We start from the raw sequence: 22,606 nt of genomic DNA, 5'->3' as shown, positions 1-22,606 counted from the left end.
GCTAGTCGCTGCCGATCAGGCATGGCGTTCGCATCTAACGAGGTGAGCGAACAGATGGACGAACGAGCGACGATGCCGCGGATTGCGGGGCCCGAGGATCATGTCGTCGTCGTCGGAGGCGGGTTCTCCGGCGCGTTGTTCGCGGTCAATCTGATGCGGCATGAGGGCCCGCGCGTCACGCTGATCGAGCGGCGCGACCGACAACTCGCGCGCGGCGTGGCGTATAGCGCGGCGCATTCCGATCACCTGTTGAACGTCCGTGCGGGGAACATGAGCGCGCTGCCCGACGACCCCGACCACTTCGTTCGCTGGCTGGAGGCGCACGGCAAGGGCGACCGCAAGACCTTCGTGCCCCGCACCACCTATGGCGCATATCTGCGCGAACTGCTCGATGCGGCGATCGCTGACTCGGACGGGCGTCTGGTGCATGTCGAGGGCGAGGTCTGCGCGATCGATCCGGTCGAAGGCGACGGCGTGACGCTGACGATGGCGGATGGGCGCAAGATCGCCGCCGATACCGCGGTGCTCGCACTTGGCAATTTGCCACCGCATACGCCGCCGGGGTTGAAGCCCGATGCGCTGCCAACCGGGGTCTATTACGCGGACCCGTGGGCGGCCAACCTCGCCGAGGGGCTGGGCGAAAACGACACCGTCGTGCTGGTCGGAACCGGGCTGACCGCGATCGACGCGGCGTTGCTGCTCGATGCGCAGGGGTTCGCCGGAAATATCTTGGCGATGTCGCGGCGCGGATTGTCGCCGCGGCGGCATGTCGATGGCGCGCCGGCGCACCGTGGCGTTTCGGACAAGCCCCAGGGTGGGCTGACCGATCTCGTCCGCCATGTTCGTGCACGGGCGGCGGAGGAAGGCTGGCGCTGCGCAGTCGACGAGCTTCGTCCGGTGACGCAGATGCTGTGGGCGGCGGCGTCGCAGGAGGTGCGCGGGCGCTTCCTTCGTCATCTACGCCCGTATTGGGATGTCCACCGCCACCGGCTCGCACCGGCGGTGGCGGACCGGGTCGAGGCGCTCGTCGCGACCGGGCGGCTGAGCTTCGCGGCGGGCAAGATCGTGTCCGCCGAAGCCGACGGGACGCAGGCAAAGCTGACGTGGCGGCCACGCGGCGAGACCGACCCGGTCGTCACGCGCGCGGCGCGGATCGTCAATTGCACCGGGCCGCAGGGCGACCTGCTGCGCTCGGAAGAGCCGCTCGTGAAGCACTTGCTAGCCGCCGGTGCGATCCGACCCGATCCATTGCGGCTCGGCGTCGACGTCGATGCGCAGTCGCGGGCGATCCGCGCCGACGGGACGCCCGACGACCGGATCCACTGCATCGGACCGATGACTCGCGGCGGCCTGTGGGAGGTCGTCGCGGTGCCCGATATCCGCGTCCAGAGCTGGGATCTCGCGCGCCGCCTGTCCAACGCGCAATGGGTCGGGGGCGAGGGCCTTTGACCGCGATCCGCCGCTTTTTCTCGGGTGATGCAGCGGGCGCCATCGTGCTGCTCGCGGCGGCGATAGCGGCGCTGATCGTCGCAAATTCACCGCTCGCGCCAACGTACTTCGCGACACTGCACCACGCGGTCGGCGGGATGAGCGTCCATCACTGGATCGACGACGGCGCGATGGCGCTGTTCTTCCTGCTGATCGGATTGGAAGTGAAGAGCGAGTTCGTCTCGGGGCATCTCTCGACCTGGGGCGAGCGCATCATGCCCGGTGCGGCGGCGCTCGCGGGCATGGCGGTGCCGGCGTGTATCTATCTGCTCGTCAATATCGGCACGCCAGCGAACTTGCGCGGCTGGGCGATCCCGGCGGCAACCGACATCGCGTTCGCGCTCGGCATCCTGGCCCTGCTCGGGTCGCGCGTGCCGACCTCGCTGAAAGTATTGCTGACGGCGATCGCGGTGATCGACGACCTGCTCGCGATCCTAGTCATCGCGCTGTTCTACACTGGCCATATCGCGCTGCTGCCGTTGCTTGCGGCGGGGTTAGGGCTCGGCGTACTCGTCGTCCTGAACCTTTCGGGCGTGCGGTCGCTGGTGCCGTACCTGCTGATCGGCGTCGGCATCTGGTACGGCGTCTTGTTGTCGGGTGTGCACGCGACGCTCGCGGGTGTGGCGGTCGCGTTGACGATCCCGCTGCGGACCGGGGACGGGCAGCCGCCGCTGAAACGGCTTGAACACGCGCTCCAGCCCTGGTCGAGTTTCCTGATCGTGCCGGCGTTCGGGTTCGCCAATGCGGGTATCGCGTTCGGCGGGATGGTGGCGGCGGACGTGATCTCGCCGCTGCCGGTCGGGATCATGCTGGGGCTGTTCCTCGGCAAGCAGATCGGCATTTTCGCGACGATCCGCGGTCTCGTGACGTTCCGGCTGGCCGAGGCGCCCAAGGACGCGAGTTGGGCACAGGTGTACGGCATGGCGGTGCTGTGCGGGATCGGCTTCACGATGAGCCTGTTCATCGGCGGGCTCGCCTTCGCCGGCGCACCGCACGCGACGGACGCGGTGAAGGTCGGGGTGTTCGCGGGCTCGATCCTGTCGGGGGTTGCCGGCTGGCTGATCCTTCGCCGCACCGCACGATAATTCGACAATACTACGCGAAACATATGCTCCGGCCCGGCAATCGATCTCGAATTGCTACGTCGCCGGAGCCTAATTGCCAGTCCTCGCGAACCGCCATCCTTTCGGCGGCGCGCGCATGGGGACCGCAATGCACATTCTTCGTTTCACCGCCGCCGTCAGCCTGATCGCCGGTATCGCCACGCCTGCGTTCGCACAGGACACCGCGCCGCCGTCACCCGTCACCGTCAGCGGTTCGGTGACGCTCGCGACCGATTATCGCCTGCGCGGCGTTTCGCAGTCGGACAAGGACGGCGCGATCCAGGGCGGGTTGACGATCGCGCACGAGAGCGGCGTGTATGTCGGCGCATGGGGATCGAACCTGTCGGGCTGGGGTACGTTCGGCGGCTCGAACATGGAGCTCGACCTGATCGGTGGCTACAAGCACAAGCTCGCGGACAACGCGACGATCGACGTCGGCCTGACCTGGTACATGTATCCGGGCGGCGCCTCGAAGACGGACTATGCCGAACCCTATGTCAAGCTCAGCGGCACGATCGGCCCGGCAACGCTGACCGCGAGCGCGTTCTACGCGCCGAAGCAGCAGGCGCTCGGCAAATGGTATCGCACCGGCGCCGATGCGGCTGCGGGCGTCTACACTGACGCGGGTGACAAGGAGGACAACCTGTACCTCACCGGCGACGGCGCGTTCGCGATCGTAGGAACGCCGATCACCGCCAAGGCACATATCGGGCATAGCTGGGGCAATGATGGGCTCGGCCCCAACGCGACCAGTGCGGCGCCGACCGGCGACTATTGGGATTGGTCGCTGGGTGCGGACACTACGTATCGAAACCTCACCTTCAACGTGAGCTATGTCGACACCGACATCACGCGTCGCAGTGCTGCGTATCTCCAGCCTAGCTTCAGTCGCGGCCAGGACGGCACCGGATCGATCGCCGACGGCACCGTGGTTGCCTCGCTCACCGCAGCCTTCTGAAAGGAGCCCAGCCATGCAGGACCTTCTCTGGATAGCCATCATGGTCGGACTGGTGGCGGCGACGCTCGCCTATGTCCGCCTGTGCGACAACGCCTGAGCCCATGAGGACACCATCATGACCCTCGACCTCTGGCTCGCCGCGATCGTCGCGCTCGGGCTGCTGTTTTACCTCGTGGCGGTGCTCATCCGCCCCGAACGCTTTTAGGAGCGCGTCCTCATGACATTCGAAGGATGGATCCTCATCCTGGGCTTCGTCGGCATCCTGCTGGCGTTGACCAAACCGGTCGGTATGTGGCTGTTCGCCTTGTACGAAGGCCGCCGCACGCCGATCCACGCGATCCTCGGCCCCGTCGAGACCGGCTTCTACAAGCTCAGCGGCATCGATCCGAAACAGGAGCAGGGCTGGCGCCGATACGCGCTGCACATGATCATGTTCAACGCGATGCTGATGGCGCTGACCTACGCGGTGCTGCGTCTGCAGGGCGTGTTGCCGGGTAACCCGCAAGGTCTCGCGGGGCTCAGCCCCCATCTCGCGTTCAACACCGCGATCAGCTTCACGACGAACACCAACTGGCAGAGCTATGGTGGCGAATCCACCGTGTCGAACTTCAGCCAGATGTTCGGCCTGACGATCCACAACTTCCTGTCGGCGGCCACCGGCATCGCGCTGGCGTTCGCGCTGTTCCGCGGGTTCGCGCGGCGATCGAGCGCGACGATCGGCAATTTCTGGGCCGACATGACGCGCGTCACGCTGTACGTGCTGCTGCCGATCTGCGTCGTGGTGACGATCTTCTACATCGCCAGCGGCGTGCCGCAGACGATGGCGGCCACGGTCGACATCTCCACGCTCGAAGGGCTGAAGCAGACGTTGGTGCTCGGCCCGGTGGCGAGCCAGGAAGCGATCAAGATGCTCGGCACCAACGGTGGCGGCTTCTTCAACGCGAACTCGGCGCATCCGTTCGAGAACCCCACCGCGCTCGTCAACCTCGTGCAGATGCTGTCGATCTTCGTCATCGGCTTCGGCCTGACGTGGACGTTCGGCAAGGCGGTCGGCAACACCAGGCAGGGCTGGGCGATCCTCTCGGCGATGCTCGTGCTGTTCCTCGCCGGCGTCACCATCACCTATGCCCAGGAGGCCGCGGGCAACCCGATCCTCCACCAGATCGGCGTCGCGGGCGGCAACATGGAAGGCAAGGAGGTCCGCTTCGGGATCGCCGCGTCCGCGCTGTTCTCGATCGTCACGACGGCGGCATCGTGCGGCGCGGTCAACGCCATGCACGACAGCTTTACCGCGCTCGGCGGCATGATCCCGTTGCTCAACATGCAGCTCGGCGAAGTCGTCATCGGCGGCGTCGGCGCGGGCATCTACGGCTTCCTGCTGTTCGCCATCCTCGCCGTGTTCGTCGCAGGGCTGATGGTCGGCCGCACACCCGAATATGTCGGCAAGAAGATCGAGAGTCGCGAAGTGAAATTGGCGGTGCTGGCGATCGCCATCCTGCCGCTCGTCATCCTAGGCTTCACCGCGCTCAGCGCCGTGCTGCCGGACGGGCTCGCCGGGCCGCTCAACAAGGGGCCGCACGGGTTCAGCGAGATCCTCTACGCGTTCACTAGCGCGGTCGGGAACAACGGGTCGGCCTTTGCCGGGCTCACCGCCAACACGCCGTATTATAACGGTCTGCTAGGCGTCGCGATGTGGCTCGGGCGCTTCTTCATCATCGTGCCGATGCTCGCCATCGCCGGTGGTCTCGCGGCGAAGAAATACACGCCCGAAAGCGCAGGCTCGTTCCCGACGACGGGTGCGCTGTGGGTCGGCCTGCTGGTCGGGATCATCCTGATCGTCGGCGGCCTGACCTTCCTGCCGAGCCTCGCGCTCGGTCCCATCGCCGATCATCTCGCAATGATCAGCGGCAAAACCTTCTGACGGGACAAGCCAAAATGGCACGCACCCCTACCAAGTCGCTGTTCACAGCCGACTTGATCGTTCCCGCGATCGGCGACGCTTTCCGCAAGCTCGATCCGCGGCAGTTGATCCGCAACCCGGTGATGTTCGTCACCGCCGTCGTCGCCACGCTGTTAACGATCCTCGTCAACGTCGGCGGCGACGGGCTCTCGGTCGGCTTCAAGATACAGCTGGTGATCTGGCTGTGGCTGACGGTGCTGTTCGGCACCTTTGCCGAAGCGCTAGCCGAAGGCCGCGGCAAGGCGCAGGCCGCGTCGTTGCGCGCGACCAAGGCCGAACTGACCGCCCGCCGCATGAAGGGCGACCAGGTCGAGTCCGTCCCCGCCAGCATGCTCCGCGCCGGCGACATCGTGCTCGTCACGATGGGCGACCTGATCCCGGCGGACGGCGAAGTCGTCTGGGGCGTCGCCTCGGTCAACGAAGCGGCGATCACGGGCGAGAGCGCACCGGTGATCCGCGAGGCGGGCGGCGACCGCTCGGCGGTGACCGCGGGCACGCGCGTCATCTCCGACGAGATCCGCGTGAAGGTCACTGCCAACCCTGGCGAAGGCTTTCTCGACCGGATGATCGCACTCGTCGAAGGCGCCGAGCGACAGAAGACGCCGAACGAGATCGCGCTCACGCTGCTGCTCGTCGGCCTGACGATCATCTTCCTGATCGCGGTCGGGACGATCCCCGGTTTCGCGAGCTATGCAGGCGGTAGCGTGCCGGTCGCGATCCTGGCGGCGCTGCTGATCACGCTGATCCCGACGACGATCGCGGCGTTGCTGTCGGCGATCGGGATCGCGGGGATGGATCGGCTGGTGCGCTTCAACGTGCTGGCCAAGTCGGGCCGTGCGGTCGAGGCGGCGGGCGATATCGATGTCCTGCTGCTCGACAAGACCGGCACGATCACGATCGGCGATCGTCAGGCGAGCGAGTTCCGCTCGGTTGGCGGTACGCGCGACGAGGATCTGGCCGAGGCAGCGTTGCTCGCCAGCCTCGCCGACGAGACGCCTGAGGGCCGCTCGATCGTCGTGCTGGCGCGCGAGAAGTTCGGGGTTACGACCAGCGAACTGCCGAGCGATGCGGAGGTGATTCCGTTCACCGCGCAGACGCGCATCTCGGGCGTGATCGTCGGTGGTTCGCTGATCCAGAAGGGGGCCGTCGACTCGATCTTGAAGGCCAATCCGGGGGCAGGGGCAACCGCCGCGGCCACCGAACTGCGCCGGATCACCGATGAGATCGCCCGTGCAGGCGGCACGCCGCTGGCGGTCGCTCGCGATGGGCGGTTGCTCGGTGCGATCTTCCTCAAGGACGTCGTGAAGGCCGGCATCCGCGAACGCTTCGGCGAGCTGCGCGCGATGGGCATCCGCACGGTGATGATCACCGGCGACAACCCGCTCACCGCCGCCGCCATCGCCGCCGAGGCGGGCGTGGACGACTTCCTCGCGCAGGCGACGCCCGAGGACAAGCTCGACCTGATCCGCAAGGAACAGCAGGGGGGCAGGCTGGTCGCGATGTGCGGCGACGGCACCAACGACGCGCCGGCTTTGGCCCAAGCCGATGTCGGCGTGGCGATGAACACCGGCACGCAAGCCGCGCGCGAGGCGGGCAACATGGTCGACCTCGACAGCGATCCGACCAAGCTGATCGAGATCGTCGGTCTCGGCAAGCAGCTGCTGATGACGCGTGGTGCGCTGACGACCTTCTCGGTCGCGAACGACGTGGCGAAGTATTTCGCGATCATCCCGGCGATGTTCGTCGCGCTCTATCCGGGGCTCGGCGTGCTCAACGTGATGCGGCTGGGTTCGCCAGAAAGCGCGATCCTGTCGGCGATCATCTTCAACGCGATCATCATTCCCATGCTGGTGCCGCTCGCGCTCAAGGGCGTCGCGTACAAGCCGATGGCCGCGGGGCCGCTGCTCGCGCGGAACTTGGCGGTGTATGGCCTGGGTGGCCTGATCGCGCCGTTTGTGGGGATCAAGCTGATCGACCTCTTGGTCGGTGCGCTGGGGCTGGCATGATGACAGAGCCTGACCCGTGGCGTGCACATGAACCCTCGCACCGACCCCCAAGACCACCCCGGCGAAGGCCGGGGCCCAAGTGGAAAGGTCGAGGTAACGAAGCGCAACGCAAATTGGCGACGTTACCCAACTGGACCCCGGCCTCCGCCGGGGAGGTGCCTGGCGGGCACGGCCGAGATGCGACGTGTGCCGCCACCCCAAAGAAATGTTCACCCGCCAAGGCGGGTGCCCAGACTGTGTACCCGCCCTCGCAAGGACACATGGAGAAGACAGAATGACCTCCGATTTCACCTCCGCCCTCCGCCCGGCGTTCGTCATGACGATCCTGTTCGCGCTGCTCCTCGGGATCGTCTATCCCCTCGCGATGACCGGGATCGGACAGGCCATCTTCCCCGCGCAAGCGAACGGCAGCCTCGTCATGGCCAACGGCAAGGCGATCGGATCGACCGTCGTCGGGCAGGCGTTCGCCACCGACCGCTATTTCCAGACGCGTCCGTCGGCCGCCGGCAAGGGCTATGACGGCCTGGCTTCGTCCGGCTCGAACTACGGCCCGACCAGCCAGGCGCTGGTCGATCGCACCAAGGCGGACGTTGCCAAGCGCCGCGCGGAAGGCGTGACCGGTCCAATTCCCGCCGATCTCGCCACCGCCTCGGGTTCGGGCCTCGACCCCGACCTGTCGCCGGCCTCGGCCTACGCGCAGGTCGCCCGCGTCTCCCGCACCCGCGGTCTGCCCGCCGACAAGGTCCGCGCGCTGGTCACCGCCAACGTCGACGGTCCGCTGCTCGGGATCCTCGGCGAGGCACGCGTGAATGTCTTCGCCCTCAACCGCGCCCTCGACGCAGCGCGTTGAACGACGACACGCGACCATCACCCGAGGCCCTTCTGCGACAGGCGTCGCAGGAGGGTCGCGGCCGTCTGAAGATCTTCCTCGGCGCCGCCCCCGGTGTCGGGAAAACCTACGAGATGCTCTCAGAAGGCGCGGAACGTCGCCGCGCCGGGGTCGACGTCGTCATCGGCGTGGTCGAGACGCACGGTCGCGTCGAAACCGAAGCGCTGATCAGAGGCCACGAGATCGTCCCACGGAAGGCGATCCCCTATGAAGGCCGCACGCTCGACGAGATGGACCTAGACGCCATCCTCGGACGCGCCCCTACGCTCGTCCTCGTCGACGAACTCGCGCACACCAACGCCCCCGGCAGTCGCCACCCCAAGCGCTATCAGGACGTCGAGGAACTCCTCGCCGCGGGCATCGACGTCTATTCGACGATCAACATCCAGCATATCGAGAGCCTCAACGACGTCGTCGCCTCGTTCACGCGCGTCCGCGTCCGCGAGACCGTCCCCGACAGCATCGTCGAGGCCGCCGAGATCGAAGTCGTCGACATCCCCCCCGACGAACTGATCGAGCGGCTGAAGGCGGGGAAAGTCTATCTCCCCCACGAAGCCACCCGAGCCCTCGCGCATTTCTTCTCCAAGTCGAACCTCTCCGCCCTGCGCGAACTAGCCCTCCGTCGCGCAGCGCAAGCCGTCGATGCGCAGATGCTCGAACACGTCCGCGCGCTTGGCGTCGGCGGCACCTGGGCGGGCGGCGAGCGGATCGTCGTCGCGATCAGCGAACTGCCCGGCGCACTCGGCCTCGTCCGCGCGACCAAGCGGATCGCCGACGCGATGCACGCGCCCTGGACCGCGGTGTATATCGAGACACCCCGCGCGCAGACCTTCGGCGAGCCCGAGCACCGCCGGCTCGCTGCGGTCTTCAACCTCGCGACGCAACTCGGCGGCGATGTCGCCACCGTCCCCGCGACGTCGGTGGTCGACGGCCTCAAGACCTTCACCGCCGAGGCGCGCGCGACGCAACTGGTGGTCGGCAAGTCGACCCGCTCGCGCTGGTTCGAACTCCGCCACGGCTCGGTCGTCGACCAGATGGTCCGCGAGTCACCGGGGATCGCCGTTCACGTACTGCCGATGGACCCAGCCACCGCACCCCGAGGCACGCGCGTGCGGACCGGCGGATGGGGCAGCAAGGCGGGGTACGCGTGGACGACGGCGATGGTCGCGGGCGTCACCGGCGTTGCGAGCGCGCTGTTCCACATCCTCAACCTCGGCAACGTTGCGCTGCTCTATTTGCTGCCAGTGATGGCTGCGGCGAGCCTGTTCGGCCTGCGCACCGGGCTGTTCGCAGGCGTGGTTTCGTCGATCGCGTACAACTTCTTCTTCCTGCCGCCGACCGGCACGCTGACGATCAACAATCCCGAGAACGTGATCTCGATCCTCGTGCTGCTCGGCATCGCGTTCGTGACGAGCCAGCTCACGTCGCGGGTCCGCGCGCAGGCCGATATCGCCGCCGCCAGCGCCCGCACCAACGCCGCGCTCGCCGGCTTTCTGCGCCAACTGACCTCGCTCAACGAACCGGTCGCGCTGGCCCGCGCGATCTGTGAGGAAATCGGACGGTTGTTCGGCGTGCGCTCGGTGATCCTCGTCGCGGAAGATCCGGGCCTCGCGGTACAGGCGGCGAACGGGGCGGATTACCGGCTCGAGACGATGGAGATGGCGGCCGCGCAATGGGCGTATGATACGGGTGCACCGGCGGGGCGTGGGTCGAGTACGCTGGCGGCATCCGAGTGGTTCTTCCAGCCTTTGCGCTCGGGCGAGCGGACGCTGGCGGTGCTCGGGCTCGCGCGTGAGGCGGGAGGCGATCCGGTTCGTTCCGACCAGCTACCATTGCTGATGAGCCTCGTCGACCAGGCCTCCCTCGTGCTCGAACGCGCGCGGCTCGAGGTCGAGATGCGCGACGTCGATGCGGTGCGCGAGCGCGATCGGTTGCGGCAGGCGTTGCTGTCGTCGGTGAGCCACGACCTGCGCACGCCGCTGACGTCGGTAATGGCAGCGGCAGCGGAATTGCATCGCGGCGTCACGCCCGAGCTGATCGACACGATCGAGACCGAGGCGGCGCGGCTCAACCGCTTCGTCGGCAATTTACTCGACATGGCGCGTGTGGAAGCGGGCGCGTTGCGGTTGCGGCTCGAACCGACCGACCTCACAGACGCGGTGGCGGGCGCGGTGCACGACACCAAGCGCGTGCTTGAAGGCCATGCGATCGAATTGGACGTCGCGCCGAACCTGCCGCTCGTCCGCGTCGATCCGCAATTGCTCCACCATTGCCTGCTCAACCTGCTCGACAATGCCGGCCGCTATGCCGACCCCGGCACGCCGATCGTCGTCCGCGCGGAGCACCGCTTCGGGCTGCTGCGGCTGTCGGTGATCGACCAGGGCCCCGGCCTGCCACCCGGCCGCGAGAAGGAGGTGTTCGAGACGTTCCGCCGCCTCGAAGGCTCCGACCGCGCGATCGGCGGCACCGGGCTCGGGCTTGCGATCGTGAAAGCGTTCGCCGAAGCGATGGGCATGACCGTCGAAGCCAGCAATCGCGAAGACCTGGCGGGCGCACGGTTCAGCCTATGCTTCCCCGTGGCCTTGCTGGTGCGTGACACCGATGGAGCGAATCTATGAGCGTGCAGACGGTCCTGATCGTCGACGACGAACTGCATATCCGGCGGCTGTTGAAGAACACGCTGGAGCGGGCGGGATACGGTGTCGAGGAGGCGGTCGACGCGCGCGAGGCGTTGCGGGTTGCAGCGAGCCGGCCGTTGACCGCGGTGCTGTTGGATCTGGGGTTGCCCGACCGTGACGGGCTGGAACTGGTACCGCTGCTGAAGAAGCTCGGCGATCCGATCATCCTCGTCGTCTCCGCGCGCGAGGCGACCGACCAGAAGGTGGCTGCGCTTGATCTCGGGGCAGAGGACTATGTGACCAAGCCGTTCGACACCGAGGAACTTCTCGCCCGCCTCCGCGTCGCGTTGCGCGGGCGAGGGGAGGCGACGTCTCGGCCGACAGTCCTGCGCGCACATGGGGTGGAGATTGATTTCGAACACCGCCTAGTCCGGCGTGGCAACGAGGAGGCGCATCTGACGCGGAAGGAGTTCGACGTGCTGTCGGCGCTGGCGGCGCATCCGGGGCGGGTGGTAACGCATCAGCGGATATTGGAGGCAGCGTGGCCGACCGATCATGACCGCCGGATCGAATATCTCCGCATCGTCGTGCGCAACCTGCGGCAGAAGCTGGAGGGGACGGGGGGAGTCGGCACGGTCATCGCGAACGAACTCGGGATCGGGTACCGGCTGCTCGTCGACGCTTGAGTTGAGAAAACTTGTTTCCCCGCGAAGGCGGGGATCCAGACTGGGCTCCCGCCTTCGCGGGAGAACAAGGAAGCGGGCGGTTCGCTGGTAAATGCACGCAGCCAACCGTCACCAGTGAAGGCCGGGGGATCTCCGCAACAGGTCGCCCCTGCCGCGCGAGGTCCCGGCTTTCGCCGTTATGACGGGGTTGCGCACTACGCGAACACTATGGCTCCCCCACGAAATCAATCTCGAACGCTTATGCGACTAGCGATAGCTGAAGCGTCGCATGACCGACGCCCGCCGACTCCGCACCGATCTCAGCCTCCGCGCTAGCGGAATCCTGTCGCTCGCGATTGCCGTCACCGCGATCTACTCGCTTGCTCGTCTCCACCCGGCAGCCGGCCCACTCGCATTCCTGCTCGCCACGATCGGTTTCCTCTGCGCCAGCGCCGGCGCGATGCTGGTGGTCGTTGGCGGACACATCCACGACCCGGTCAGGATCAGCGCCCGCTGGCAACGCGCCGCGCGATAGGCCGCGCCTGCGGCGGGACCTGTCGACGCGCGCGCCCGCCGGCACTATGCTACCGCGCTGCAGCATGATGACGACAAGGGAGCGCTCTGCATGATCGGTCGACGCGAAGTAGTAACCGCGCTGGGTCTGTTAGGGGTCCTCCCACAGGCCGCCGCCGCGATGCGTGCAGCGCCCGGCAAGGCCGAGCCGTTCTCTTGGGACGCGCTCCAGCAGCGCGCCGCGACGCTCGCCACCAAGCCATATGCCGCCCCTGCCAAGGTCGCAGCCGCCGCCGCGATCGATTACGACAAGGTCGGCAGCATCCGGTTCCGCGCCGACAAGACGCTGGCGGGCGGTATCCGCTTGTTCCCGCTCGGTCGCTATGCGCCGATGCCGGTCGCGATAAACGTCGTCGAGAACGGGCAGGCGCGCCGTGTCGAGTTCTCGCGCGACCTGTTCGAGGCCGAAGAAGGCCACGCCGCTGCGCTCGGTATCGCCGGGTTCCGCGCAATGGCACCGGGCGGGACCAGCGACTGGATGGCGTTCCAAGGCGCGTCCTATTTTCGGACCGCCGGCGCACAGGACCAATATGGCCTGTCCGCGCGCGGGCTCGCGATCAATACCGGGCTGCCCGGCCGCGAGGAGTTTCCCGACTTCACCGAATTCTGGATCGAGCGGACCGGCGCGGACGCGTACACGATCTATGCGCTGATGGACGGCGCGAGCGTCACGGGTGCCTACCGCATCCAGTCGCGACACGTCGCCGGCGCGGGGGTCGAGCAGCAGGTTTCGTCCGTGCTCAACGTCCGCCGCGACATCGAGCGGCTCGGCATCGCGCCTGCGACCAGCATGTTCTGGTACGGCGAAGGCAACCGCGCCGCCGCGGTCGACTGGCGTCCCGAGATCCACGATTCGGACGGTCTGGCGCTGCTCACCGGCGCGGGCGAGCGCATCTGGCGCCCGCTCAACAACCCGCCGCATGATACGCTGGACAGTTTCGCGGACCAGGCGCCCAAGGGCTTCGGGTTGATCCAGCGCGACCGGAATTTCGATCACTACCAGGATGACGGTGCGTTCTACGATCGCCGGCCGAACCTGTGGGTCCAGCCGCAGGGCGACTGGGGCAAGGGCGCGGTGATGCTCTATGCATTCCCGACCAACAGCGAGACGGTCGACAATGTCGTCTCGTTCTGGACCCCGGCAGCGCCTGCGAAAGCGGGGCAGCGGTTGCAGTTCGATTACTCGCTGTCGTGGAAATCGACCGATCCGACCGCCGTCGCCGCGACCGCGCACGTCGTCGATTGCTGGCAGGGCGTCGCCGGCCGACCGGGCGCCGAGCCGGTCAAGGGCGCGCGAAAGCTCGTGGTCGATTTCATCGGCGACGGTCTTGCCGGGCTCGACCGGCAGAGCGGGGTGACCGCCAAGATCGACGTCGTCCGCGGCAAGGTGCTCGCCAACGCGGCCTATCCCGTCGTCGGCCAGAAGAACCGCTGGCGCGTCACCGCCGACGTGGCCCCCGATGCGCAAGGACCCGCCGACGTCCGGCTGTTCCTCACGCGCGGCGGTCGTGCGCTCAGTGAAACCGTCCTGACGCCGATCTTCTGATGACCGTGCTTCCCGCCGTGATGCCCCCCATGATGCCGGGCGAAACGCCGATCGAGATGCTCCCGCAGCGTTTCGACGGGCCGCCGCCGCCCTGGTCCGCACCCGAGCCCGGGCCGGGGATGGTCGTGTCGTCGGACGACATGCTCGCGCGCCGGATCATCCTCGTTCTGATGACCGGCCTGCTGGCGACCGCGGCGTCGTCGGCGGTGCAGGAATCACTGCTCGCCGACGGACTTAGCTTCTGGGACGCGGCGTTGCTCGCGTTGTTCTTCCCGCTGTTCGCGTGGATCGCGTTCGGCTTCATGAACGCCGCGATCGGCTTCGTGCTGTTGATGACCGGCGGGCATCCGGGGTTCGTCCCGACGCCGCGCCAGTCAGAGCCGCTCGAGGGCCGCACCGCGATCCTGATGCCGGTCCACAATGAGGACATCGATGCGGTGTTCGAGCGGATCGCGTGGATGGCGCGTGCGATCGCTACCGGTGGTGTCGCCGACCGGTTCGACATCTTCATCCTGAGCGATTCCGGCGAAGCGGCGGAGGTGGCCGAGATCGCGGCGTGGGAGCGCCTCGCGCCGACGCTCGACTGCGCGCTCTATTACCGGCGCCGGACCGTGAACGTCGGCCGCAAACCGGGCAACGTCGCGGAGTGGATCCGGCGGTTCGGCGGCGGTTACCGCTATATGCTGATGCTCGACGCGGACAGTTTGATGGGCGGCAACACGATCATCGGCATGGCCCAGGTGCTCGAACGGCGGCCTGCGGTGGCGCTGCTCCAGACCGTGCCGGCGGTGATCAACGGCGTGACGTTCTTCCAGCGCTGGATGCAGTTCGCCAGTCGGTTGTATGGTCCGATTTCCACCGCCGGGCTGGTCTGGTGGTCGGGCTCGGAGGCGACCTTCTGGGGGCATAACGCGCTGATCCGGATCGAGGCGTTCGCTTCGAGTTGCGGGCTTCCCGATCTCCCTGGCCGCGCGCCGTTCGGCGGCGTCATTATGAGCCACGACATGGTCGAGGCGGCACTGCTGCGGCGGCGCGGCTGGTGCGTCCACATGCTGATGACCGAGGAGACGTTCGAGGAATACCCGCCCACGCTGATCGACGCGGCGGTACGCGACCGGCGCTGGGCGCAAGGGAATATCCAGCATCTCAGCCTGCTGACGTCGTCGGGGTTCCACTGGATCAGCCGGCTGCAACTGCTGATGGGTGCGTCGGCGTTCATCACGTCGCCGGTGTGGCTGCTGATGATCGCGACGAGCGTGGTGCAGGCGCTGATCGGCGAACGCAACATCGTCGAGGCGCAGACGTCGCTGCAGGTGCTGTTCGTCACGCTGTTGTTGCTGTTCGGGCCGAAGCTGCTGAGTGTAATCTGGGCGATCTCGAACGCGGAGCGGCGCGCGGGGTTCGGTGGGCGACGTGGGATCGTGCGGTCGGTATTGGTCGACGTGCCGTTCTCGATGCTGTCCGCGCCGGTGATCGCTCTGACCCAGACGATGGACCTCGCGGGGATCCTGATGGGGCGGAAATCCGGTTGGGCGCCGCAGAACCGTGACGCGCACGAGTTGTCGCTTGGCGACGTGATGCCGCGCTATCGCTGGCATGTCGGGGTGGGGGTGGCGTTGTTGCTGGTGACGCCGTTCGCCCCGGTCACCGCGGCTTGGCTCGCGCCGGTGACGTTGGGGCTGTTGCTCAGTCCGTTCCTGACGATGCTGACGGCGAGCGAGAAAGCGGGGCGGTGGGCGCTGTCGCACGGGATGTTCGTGGAGCCGGGCGAGCATGTCTCGGTGCTGTCTCGACCATCTTTGCCGGCAACGCAGGTCTGACGCTCTCTACTTCCCCCCTCCTTGAAAGGGAGGGGCCGGGGGTGGGTCGGTTTCCGTATCGCAGAACGGTCGCTGCACAAGCTGGCCTACCCACCCCCAACCCCTCCCTTTCAGGCAGGGGGGCAGGTTGGTCCTGCTATGCCCGGTGTCCACTCAGCTCCGAGCCCGCATTGACCGCGAACCGCCAATTCCAGATCGTAGCCGAGGCCGAAACCGCGGTTACCACCAGAAACGCCAGCGTGAAGTCCGTCAGCGCCGGCCGGGTCGCGCCTGTCCCGAGCATTCCGATGTGCAGCGACGCAGCCCCCACGCAGATGCCGAGCGACAGCATCAGTTGCTGGAACGTCGCGTAGAAGCTCGTCGCGCTGCTCATCCGCGACGACGGGATCTCGTCATACGCGATCGTGTTGTACGCCGAGAACTGGAACGACATGAAGAAGCCCGAGATCATCAGCACGCCGAAGATCGCGGGGATCGGCCAATCCGGGCGGAACAGCCCGGCGACCGCATAGCCCGAACTCGCGCAGAGTCCGCCGACGATCAGGCTGTTGCGGAACCCGAAGCGACGTAGAACGCGCGGTGCGAGGCTTTTCATCATCAGCGAGCCGATCGCGCCGGCGATGGTGATCGCTCCGCTGGCCGCCGCGGTCATGCCGAACCCAAGCTGGAGCATCATCGGCAGCAGGAATGGCTGCGCACCCTGCGTGATGCGGGTCAGCGATCCGCCGATCACCGACAGCCGGAAGGTCGGGATGCGCATCAGCGACAGATCGAGGATCGGATCGCTGCGATGTTTCGCGTGGCGGATATACGCGACGCCCGCAACCAGGCCGACCACGATCAGTACGACGGCGCGCGACAATTCGCCGGTGCGGCTGGTCATCTCGAACCCGAACAACAGGCAGCCGAGCGACACGCCAGACAGGATGAAGCCGGGCACGTCGAAGCGCGCCGGCTTGTCCTCGCGGACCTCGCCGATGAAGCGTGTTACCAGCACGACGCCGAGCAGGCCGATCGGCACGTTGAGGTAGAAGATCCAGCGCCAGTCGAGATACGTCACGATCGCGCCGCCGACCGGGGGGCCCAGGATCGGGCCGATCAGCGCGGGCATGATGAGCCATGACATTGCCTGGACCATGTCCTCCTTGGCGACGCTGCGGAGCAGGACGAGGCGGCCGATCGGGATCATCATCGCCCCGCCGAGCCCTTGCAGGAAGCGCGCGACCATCATGAACGGCAGGCTGGTCGCCTGGCCGCACAACATCGAGCCACCCACGAAGATCAGGATCGCCGCGCGGAAGATCGTCCGCGAGCCGAACCGGTCCGCGAGACGACCGCTCGCCGGGATGAAGATCGCGAGCGCCAGTAGGTACGAGGTCAGCGCCGAACTCATGCTGGTCGCGGGCACGCCGAAATCGCGCGCCATCGTCGGCAGCGCGGTGGCCAGCACGGTCGAATCCATCTGTTCCATGAATAGTGCGCAGGCGATTATCAGGGCGGTGACGCGGTAGTTGCTCGGCGTATGCGGCAACGCGTCCGGGTCCTTGGCGACGCGCGCGATCGTGTCGGCGGCGGGCATGATGCCGTCGCGGATTTCGCTGTTGATCGACGCCAGCCCGCGGCGACGCAGCCTCAAGTCTGCCACCCCCCGCCGAGCGCCTTGAAGACGTCGACCTGGCGATCGACCAGCAGCGCGTCGGACGCGGCAAGGTTCGCCTGCGCGGTGGTCAGCGCCGCTTGCGCCGTCAGCAGCGAGAGGAAATCGGTGCGGCCGAACCGGTACAGCGTACCGGCCTGGTCCGCGGCGCGCGCGGCGCTGGACTGCGCACGGCGGAGCGCGGCGTTGCGGTCGCCTTCACGCGCATAGGCGGAGAGTGCGGTTTCGGTCTGGCGGAGTGCTTCGAGCGTGGTCGAATTGAACTGCGCGAGCGCCTGGTCCGCGCTGGCGCCGGCCTGAGCGATCTGCGCGCGGATGACCGGGCGGTTGGGGAAGCTCCAGCTGATCAACGGCCCGAGCCCGAGATGGAACGCGTTAGTTGAGCCGAGCGACGAGACCGGCCCAGTGAATCCGGCCGAGCCGCCGAGACTTACTTGCGGATAGAGGTTGGCGGTCGCCACGCCGATCCGCGCGGTTGCGGCGGCGAGCGAGCGTTCGGCCTGACGGATATCGGGGCGACGCAGGATCAAGGCGGTTCCGTCGCCGATCGGCAGCGGGCGGGTAAGGGCGGGCGGCCTGGCGCACGTCGCGACGTCCTTGGGATAGTCCGCGGGCGCCCGACCCATCAGCGTGGCGAGGCGGTAGAGCGCGGCGGTGCGCGTCGCGACCTGCGAGGGGATCAACGCCTCGCTCTGGTCTACCGCAGTCCGAGCGCGCGTTACGTCGAACGCGGTGCCGCGGCCGCCGCGTTGCAAGCGCTGCGTCACGTTCAGCGTCTGGCGTTGCAGCGCGAGGATGCGGTTGTTCGCGGCCAGCACCGAGTTCGCGGTGCAAGCGGTGGCGTAGCTGCGCGCGGTCTCCGCGGCGACGGTCACGCGGACATTGTCGCGCGCGGCGGCGACCGCCTCGGCATCGCCCTGTGCCGCCTCGATCGCGCGGCGGATCCGGCCCGACAGGTCGAGCGGGTAGGCGAGCGTGATGCCGAGGTTGTAATCGAGCGTGCCCGGCAGGCTGCCGCCGGTCGTGTAGGGCCGATCAAGCGAGGCGCCGCCGCCGAGGACGGTCGACAGCGTGCGGCCCGCCGCGACTTCGGCGACCACCGCATCGGCGCGGCGCAGGTTCGCGTCGGCGGCGCGGAGGTCGGTGTTGGCGGCTAGCGCTTCGGTGACGAACGAGTCGAGGCGGGCGTCGCCGTATAACTGCCACCAGCGATCGGGAAGGGGGGCGTTGACGAACGCCTTCTCGCGGCCGCTGTCGAAATTGCCCTGGGCGGAGGGGCGGTTGACGACGGCGGACTCGGGGAGCGCATAGTTCGGGCCAGCGGTCGTGCACGCGGCGAGCAATGTGGAGGCCACCACAGCAGCCACGGACGCAACGGCCCCCCTCCCTGAGAGGGAGGGGTTGGGGGTGGGTAGGCCGGCTCGTGGCATAACGGTTCGGACGTGCGGAAGCCGACCCACCCCCGGCCCCTCCCTTTCAGGGAGGGGGGAAGAGAGGGCGTTTCTGAGCGACGTGAGATGGCGACCGAACATCATGCCGTCGTCCCCGGCGCGACCCGCGGCACGACCGTCACCGTCGCAGTCCGCCCGACGATCAGCTGTGTCCCCTTCGGCACGCTGGTCAGCTTCACCCGCACCGGGATACGCTGCGCCAGCCGCACCCAGTTGAAGGTCGGGTTCACGTTGGGCAGCAGGTTGGTCGTGTTGGTCCGCTCGCTGTCGTTGATTCCGGCCGCGATGCTGTCAACGCGGCCGTGCAGCGCCTGCGGTTCGCCCATCAGGTGGACGATCACCGGGTCGCCGACCCGGATGCTGCCGAGCTTGGTCTCTTCGAAATAGCCCTCGACGCGCAGCGAGTCGGTGTCGACCAGCGCCATCGCCTGCGCCCCCGTCGCGATATAGTCGCCGGGATGGAGATCGAGGTTGGTGACGATCCCGTGCACCGTCGCGCGCACCGTCGTCCGCGCGAGATTGAGCGCCGCCGTCGACCGTGCGCTCTGCGCCTGCGCCAGCGCGGCCGACGCGGTCGCCACGCGCGCGACGTTCTGCTCGTGCGTCTCCTTCGCCACAAGATCGCCGAGCGCCAGGTCACGCTGCGCCTCGCGCCGTGCCTGCAACAGCGTCGCGCGTGCGCTCGCGATCGACGCGTCGGACTGTGCCAGCGTCAGCTGGAAGCGCGGGCGATCGACCACGAACAGAACGTCGCCGGGCTTCACCGCCTGGTTGTCGCGCACCGCGACCTGCGTGACGAGACCCGCCACATCGGGCGTCACGCGGACGATATCGGCACGGATATGCCCGTCGCGCGTCCACGGATCGGTCTCGTACCGCTTCCACAGCCACAGCGCGACCAGCACCGCGAGCGCGACGATGATCAGCGTGACGGCCGAGCGACCCAGCGGGGCGAACAGCGATTTGAAGCGGGAAGAGGTCATGCGGAAGGTCCGGTCAGCAGGGCAAGCAGCCCGAGGATGAGGATGAACAGCGCGAGGTCGACGAGCGGTCGATACGTCACCACGCGGTAGGCGCCGGCGAACGCGAGCAGCCGCGTGGCGATGCCGGTCAGGATGACGGCGGCGACGGCGAGCAGCAGGATGCTCGGCAGATAGACGCCGCCGATCGAGATTTCGCCGGTCATGCCGGTGCTCCATACGCTGGTGCTTGCGGGAAGAGATTGCGGCGTAGCGAGGTCAGCGCGAGCACGCCGGTACGGTGGCGATCGGGCGTGCTGGTCGCGAAACCGGTCATCGCGGCGTCGATTCCGGCGAGCAGATCGGGTTCGGGTGGCGCGGGTTCATCCGGACGTAACGCACGGTAATGCGCGCCGATACCACGAAGGACCGGCGTGATCACTGCGGCCTCTTCGGATGAGCCATCCATCCGCAACTGCTTGAGTTCGCCGACCGCGACGCCGACGCGCAGGTCGGTCAGCGCGTCGAGCAGCGGCTTGCCCGGATCCTCGCCCTGCAACGCGAGGCGCGGCGCGAGCAGGCCGATGCGGTCGAGCATCCGGGCGATCCAACCCGCGGCATCGGGGCGGCTCATCGAATCGCTGCGCGCTGCCAGTTCGCGCCAGCCTGCGCGGATCAGTCGCCGCGCGCTGGTATCCGCGCCGATCGTCTGGAACAGGCCGACCGTCACGACCGCGAACAACGTGCCGATCAACTGCGCGATGCCGCCATTGAGGAACGCGTCGAAGCTGCCGCCGAACCGATCGTTGAGGCCGACCGTATTCAGCGCCCCGAGAAGCCCGCCGAGCGTCATCAGCAAGGTTGCCGGACGGGCCAGGAACATCCCTCCGATCAGCATCGGCGGTGCGAGCACGGCGGCGAGCGTCACGAAATCGGTCACGCGCGGCAGGATGGCGAAGGCGTAGACGGCGGATATGACCAGCCCGATGATCGTGCCGTAGAAGAACGCCAGAATCGATGGTGCGGGATCATCGCTGTTGCCGAACAGCGCGCAGCACACGCCCGCGATCAGCACCGCGCCCGCCCCGTCCGACCAGCCCGTACCGATCCAGAAGACGCAGCCGAGCAGAATGGTCGCGACGGTGCCGGCGGCGGCGCGGAGTGCGATGCCGCGGTCACGGTGCAGCGGTCGCTTGGCGATCCGGGCGAGCAGCCGTGCGACCGCGGGTGTGACCGGTGCGCGCGACGGCGACCGCATCTGGTCGCGCAGGTCGCGTGCATTGCGATGCGCGTCGACCAGTTCACCAAGCCGCGCGAGCAGGCTGAGCCGCAACGCATCGCGCCAGATCAGCGTGTCGCCCACCACCGGCTCGAGGACACGCGCCCGTTCGATCAAGGCGTCCGCGGTCGGGCCGCGTTCCGCCACGGGCGGCGGATCGCGCAGCCATTCGCGGACGTCCTCGATCAGAGCGAGCGCTTCGGGGCGGGGCGCATCGGCACCGCGCTTCAGTTCGACGATCCGGTCGTCGACAGCGCTCGCCAGGGGCAGCAACATCGACAGTTCGGCCTGGAGCGCGCGCAGGGTCCGCGTACGCGGCAGCAGGCGCGCGGTGTCGAACGGCAGGTGGATCGACAATTGGTGAAGCTCGTTGATGTCGAGCGCCAGCCGTCGCCGATCGCGGTCGAGCGCGGCATCGGACGCCCCCGCCAGAGAATCCCGCGACCAGCGTTCGGCATCGGCCAGGATCGCGTCGATCCGCGCGAGCAGCGTCGCGGTCACGGTCTGTGGGAAGACGAACCCGTGGATCAGGCTCCCGCACAAAATGCCGATCGTGATCTCCTGCACGCGCAACGCCGCGATCGTGAACACCGCACCCGGCGTCGTGACCGCGGGAAAGCCGATGATGCTGGCGGTATAGCCTGCAAGTAGGAACAGGTACGCGCGCGGCGTCCGGTCGAGCAGCGAAATATACAGGCACAGACCCAGCCACAGCGCGAGACCGAGCGAGAGAAGCTCGGGCGCGTTGACCAGGTTCGGCACCAGCACCACCGCTGCGGCGGCGCCCAGTACCGTGCCGGCGACGCGGAACACCGCCTTCGACAGGACCGCGCCGGCCAGCGGCTGCGCGACGATATACGACGTCGTGACGGCCCAATAGGGTCGCGTCAGCCCGATGCGTAACGCGATGTAATAGGCCAGGAACGCCGCGATCAGGCATTTGACCGAGAAGAGCGCTTCCTTCCCGCCGAACCGGGTGAGGTTCATCGTGCCGGCCTCATCGGGCGTGATCCGCCGTGAACCGTGCGCCGAGCCGTTCCGCGACGTGCAGCGCGGTGGCGAGATCGTCGTCGGACACGTCGTCGAGCATCCCCGCACGCAGGCTTGCGAACTTCGCCTCGATCGTGGTGACGAGCGCACGGCCGCGGTCGGTCAGGCGAATACGGCTGACGCGCGCGTCGGCGGCGTCGCGGCGACGCTCGACCAGTTTGGCCGCCGACATCTGGTCGATCGAGCGGACCAGCGAGGCCTGCGTCACGTCGAGTTCGTTAGCGAGATCGGTCTGGCGGACGTCGTCGCCGAGCCGCCCTACCTGCACCAACGTCCATCCGATCGACGCGGAGACGTTCATGTCGCTGAGCGCGCGATCGGCAGCCCGCCGCCACATCTTCGCGAGCGGCAGGAGAGTGCGAGCGTAGGACGATTCGAGGACGCCGCGAGGGGAAGTCATTAGCGTGCTAAGTAATGGCGATTCCCGATGCTGCAATGCGGAATCGGTTTGTGACGGAAATGTTAGGATTGAGTCGATGCCAAGCTAGCTCTGCCGTCCGAACCTGCGTTGAATTGAAGCCGGAGGCCGCACTAACAAAGCGTCCGTCATCCTGACGAAAGTCAGGATCCAGAGCAAAGCAGGG

General features: G+C 67.6%; 18 protein-coding genes. 12 read left to right on the top strand and 6 right to left on the bottom strand.

From position 1 onward, the window contains the following. Positions 1-54: 54 nt before the first annotated feature. From AC1MH0_RS08415 to mdoH, 12 genes are all read left to right on the top strand, one after another. Complete coding sequence (locus AC1MH0_RS08415; protein ID WP_480965707.1) at positions 55-1,449, top strand: FAD/NAD(P)-binding protein; 1,395 nt, start codon at positions 55-57, stop codon at positions 1,447-1,449. After that, positions 1,446-2,573: a Na+/H+ antiporter NhaA gene (nhaA, locus tag AC1MH0_RS08410; protein WP_480965502.1), complete on the top strand. Its 1,128-nt coding sequence runs from the start codon at positions 1,446-1,448 to the stop codon at positions 2,571-2,573. Before AC1MH0_RS08415 ends, nhaA begins: the two co-directional genes overlap by 4 nt. 127 nt (positions 2,574-2,700) lie before the next feature. Next, positions 2,701-3,549 carry a TorF family putative porin gene (locus AC1MH0_RS08405; protein WP_480965501.1) on the top strand — a complete coding sequence of 283 codons (849 nt, stop codon included), beginning with the start codon at positions 2,701-2,703 and terminating at the stop codon, positions 3,547-3,549. Between the two features lie 115 nt (positions 3,550-3,664). Continuing rightward, positions 3,665-3,754, top strand: coding sequence for a K(+)-transporting ATPase subunit F (kdpF, locus tag AC1MH0_RS08400; RefSeq protein ID WP_055875324.1), 90 nt, complete (start codon positions 3,665-3,667; stop codon positions 3,752-3,754). A gap of 12 nt (positions 3,755-3,766) precedes the next feature. Further along, a complete protein-coding gene (gene kdpA, locus AC1MH0_RS08395) occupies positions 3,767-5,470 on the top strand; it encodes a potassium-transporting ATPase subunit KdpA (protein WP_480965500.1) in 1,704 nt (567 codons plus the stop codon). A 14-nt stretch (positions 5,471-5,484) separates the two neighbouring features. Next, entirely contained in the window at positions 5,485-7,515 is a 2,031-nt protein-coding gene (gene kdpB / locus AC1MH0_RS08390; protein WP_480965499.1) for a potassium-transporting ATPase subunit KdpB, read from the top strand. A gap of 274 nt (positions 7,516-7,789) precedes the next feature. Next, positions 7,790-8,365: a potassium-transporting ATPase subunit KdpC gene (gene kdpC, locus AC1MH0_RS08385; protein WP_480965498.1), complete on the top strand. Its 576-nt coding sequence runs from the start codon at positions 7,790-7,792 to the stop codon at positions 8,363-8,365. Next, positions 8,362-11,022: a DUF4118 domain-containing protein gene (locus AC1MH0_RS08380; protein ID WP_480965497.1), complete on the top strand. Its 2,661-nt coding sequence runs from the start codon at positions 8,362-8,364 to the stop codon at positions 11,020-11,022. Before kdpC ends, AC1MH0_RS08380 begins: the two co-directional genes overlap by 4 nt. Further along, positions 11,019-11,708 (top strand): response regulator transcription factor, encoded by a 690-nt coding sequence (locus AC1MH0_RS08375; protein ID WP_480965496.1) that lies wholly within the window; start codon positions 11,019-11,021, stop codon positions 11,706-11,708. Before AC1MH0_RS08380 ends, AC1MH0_RS08375 begins: the two co-directional genes overlap by 4 nt. A gap of 268 nt (positions 11,709-11,976) precedes the next feature. Continuing rightward, positions 11,977-12,222: a hypothetical protein gene (locus AC1MH0_RS08370; RefSeq protein WP_480965495.1), complete on the top strand. Its 246-nt coding sequence runs from the start codon at positions 11,977-11,979 to the stop codon at positions 12,220-12,222. Between the two features lie 90 nt (positions 12,223-12,312). After that, a complete protein-coding gene (locus AC1MH0_RS08365; protein ID WP_480965494.1) occupies positions 12,313-13,806 on the top strand; it encodes an OpgD/OpgG family glucan biosynthesis protein in 1,494 nt (497 codons plus the stop codon). Further along, positions 13,806-15,626, top strand: coding sequence for a glucans biosynthesis glucosyltransferase MdoH (mdoH, locus tag AC1MH0_RS08360; RefSeq protein WP_480965493.1), 1,821 nt, complete (start codon positions 13,806-13,808; stop codon positions 15,624-15,626). Before AC1MH0_RS08365 ends, mdoH begins: the two co-directional genes overlap by 1 nt. Before the next feature lie 136 nt (positions 15,627-15,762). Here mdoH and AC1MH0_RS08355 read toward each other — a convergent pair whose 3' ends face one another. From AC1MH0_RS08355 to AC1MH0_RS08330, 6 genes are all read right to left on the bottom strand, one after another. Then, complete coding sequence (locus AC1MH0_RS08355; protein ID WP_480965706.1) at positions 15,763-17,262, bottom strand: DHA2 family efflux MFS transporter permease subunit; 1,500 nt, start codon at positions 17,260-17,262, stop codon at positions 15,763-15,765. Continuing rightward, positions 17,259-18,650, bottom strand: coding sequence for an efflux transporter outer membrane subunit (locus AC1MH0_RS08350; RefSeq protein WP_480965492.1), 1,392 nt, complete (start codon positions 18,648-18,650; stop codon positions 17,259-17,261). Before AC1MH0_RS08350 ends, AC1MH0_RS08355 begins: the two co-directional genes overlap by 4 nt. 164 nt (positions 18,651-18,814) lie before the next feature. Beyond that, the gene (locus AC1MH0_RS08345; protein ID WP_480965491.1) at positions 18,815-19,717 is read right to left on the bottom strand and encodes an efflux RND transporter periplasmic adaptor subunit; all 903 of its coding nucleotides are present in this window, start codon (positions 19,715-19,717) and stop codon (positions 18,815-18,817) included. Next, a complete protein-coding gene (locus tag AC1MH0_RS08340) occupies positions 19,714-19,920 on the bottom strand; it encodes a DUF1656 domain-containing protein (RefSeq protein WP_056065737.1) in 207 nt (68 codons plus the stop codon). The genes AC1MH0_RS08345 and AC1MH0_RS08340 overlap by 4 nt, the downstream gene beginning before the upstream one ends. Continuing rightward, a complete protein-coding gene (locus AC1MH0_RS08335) occupies positions 19,917-21,959 on the bottom strand; it encodes an FUSC family protein (RefSeq protein ID WP_480965490.1) in 2,043 nt (680 codons plus the stop codon). Before AC1MH0_RS08335 ends, AC1MH0_RS08340 begins: the two co-directional genes overlap by 4 nt. A 10-nt stretch (positions 21,960-21,969) precedes the next feature. After that, a complete protein-coding gene (locus AC1MH0_RS08330; protein ID WP_480965489.1) occupies positions 21,970-22,422 on the bottom strand; it encodes a MarR family winged helix-turn-helix transcriptional regulator in 453 nt (150 codons plus the stop codon). Between the last annotated feature and the right edge of the window lie 184 nt (positions 22,423-22,606).

Source organism: Sphingomonas sp. AP28 (genome assembly GCF_056680455.1).
This window is presented reverse-complemented; position numbering and strand designations above follow the sequence as displayed.

What these genes read in the sequence shown, in the direction of transcription:
- AC1MH0_RS08415 (WP_480965707.1), top strand. Translation starts at nt 55, where the DNA reads ATGGACGAACGAGCGACGATGCCGCGGATTGCGGGGCCCGAGGATCAT.
- AC1MH0_RS08405 (WP_480965501.1), top strand. Translation starts at nt 2,701, where the DNA reads ATGCACATTCTTCGTTTCACCGCCGCCGTCAGCCTGATCGCCGGTATC.
- kdpF (WP_055875324.1), top strand. Translation starts at nt 3,665, where the DNA reads ATGACCCTCGACCTCTGGCTCGCCGCGATCGTCGCGCTCGGGCTGCTG.
- kdpA (WP_480965500.1), top strand. Translation starts at nt 3,767, where the DNA reads ATGACATTCGAAGGATGGATCCTCATCCTGGGCTTCGTCGGCATCCTG.
- kdpB (WP_480965499.1), top strand. Translation starts at nt 5,485, where the DNA reads ATGGCACGCACCCCTACCAAGTCGCTGTTCACAGCCGACTTGATCGTT.
- kdpC (WP_480965498.1), top strand. Translation starts at nt 7,790, where the DNA reads ATGACCTCCGATTTCACCTCCGCCCTCCGCCCGGCGTTCGTCATGACG.
- AC1MH0_RS08375 (WP_480965496.1), top strand. Translation starts at nt 11,019, where the DNA reads ATGAGCGTGCAGACGGTCCTGATCGTCGACGACGAACTGCATATCCGG.
- AC1MH0_RS08370 (WP_480965495.1), top strand. Translation starts at nt 11,977, where the DNA reads ATGACCGACGCCCGCCGACTCCGCACCGATCTCAGCCTCCGCGCTAGC.
- AC1MH0_RS08365 (WP_480965494.1), top strand. Translation starts at nt 12,313, where the DNA reads ATGATCGGTCGACGCGAAGTAGTAACCGCGCTGGGTCTGTTAGGGGTC.
- mdoH (WP_480965493.1), top strand. Translation starts at nt 13,806, where the DNA reads ATGACCGTGCTTCCCGCCGTGATGCCCCCCATGATGCCGGGCGAAACG.
- AC1MH0_RS08345 (WP_480965491.1), bottom strand. Translation starts at nt 19,717, where the DNA reads ATGACCTCTTCCCGCTTCAAATCGCTGTTCGCCCCGCTGGGTCGCTCG.
- AC1MH0_RS08340 (WP_056065737.1), bottom strand. Translation starts at nt 19,920, where the DNA reads ATGACCGGCGAAATCTCGATCGGCGGCGTCTATCTGCCGAGCATCCTG.
- AC1MH0_RS08335 (WP_480965490.1), bottom strand. Translation starts at nt 21,959, where the DNA reads ATGAACCTCACCCGGTTCGGCGGGAAGGAAGCGCTCTTCTCGGTCAAA.
- AC1MH0_RS08330 (WP_480965489.1), bottom strand. Translation starts at nt 22,422, where the DNA reads ATGACTTCCCCTCGCGGCGTCCTCGAATCGTCCTACGCTCGCACTCTC.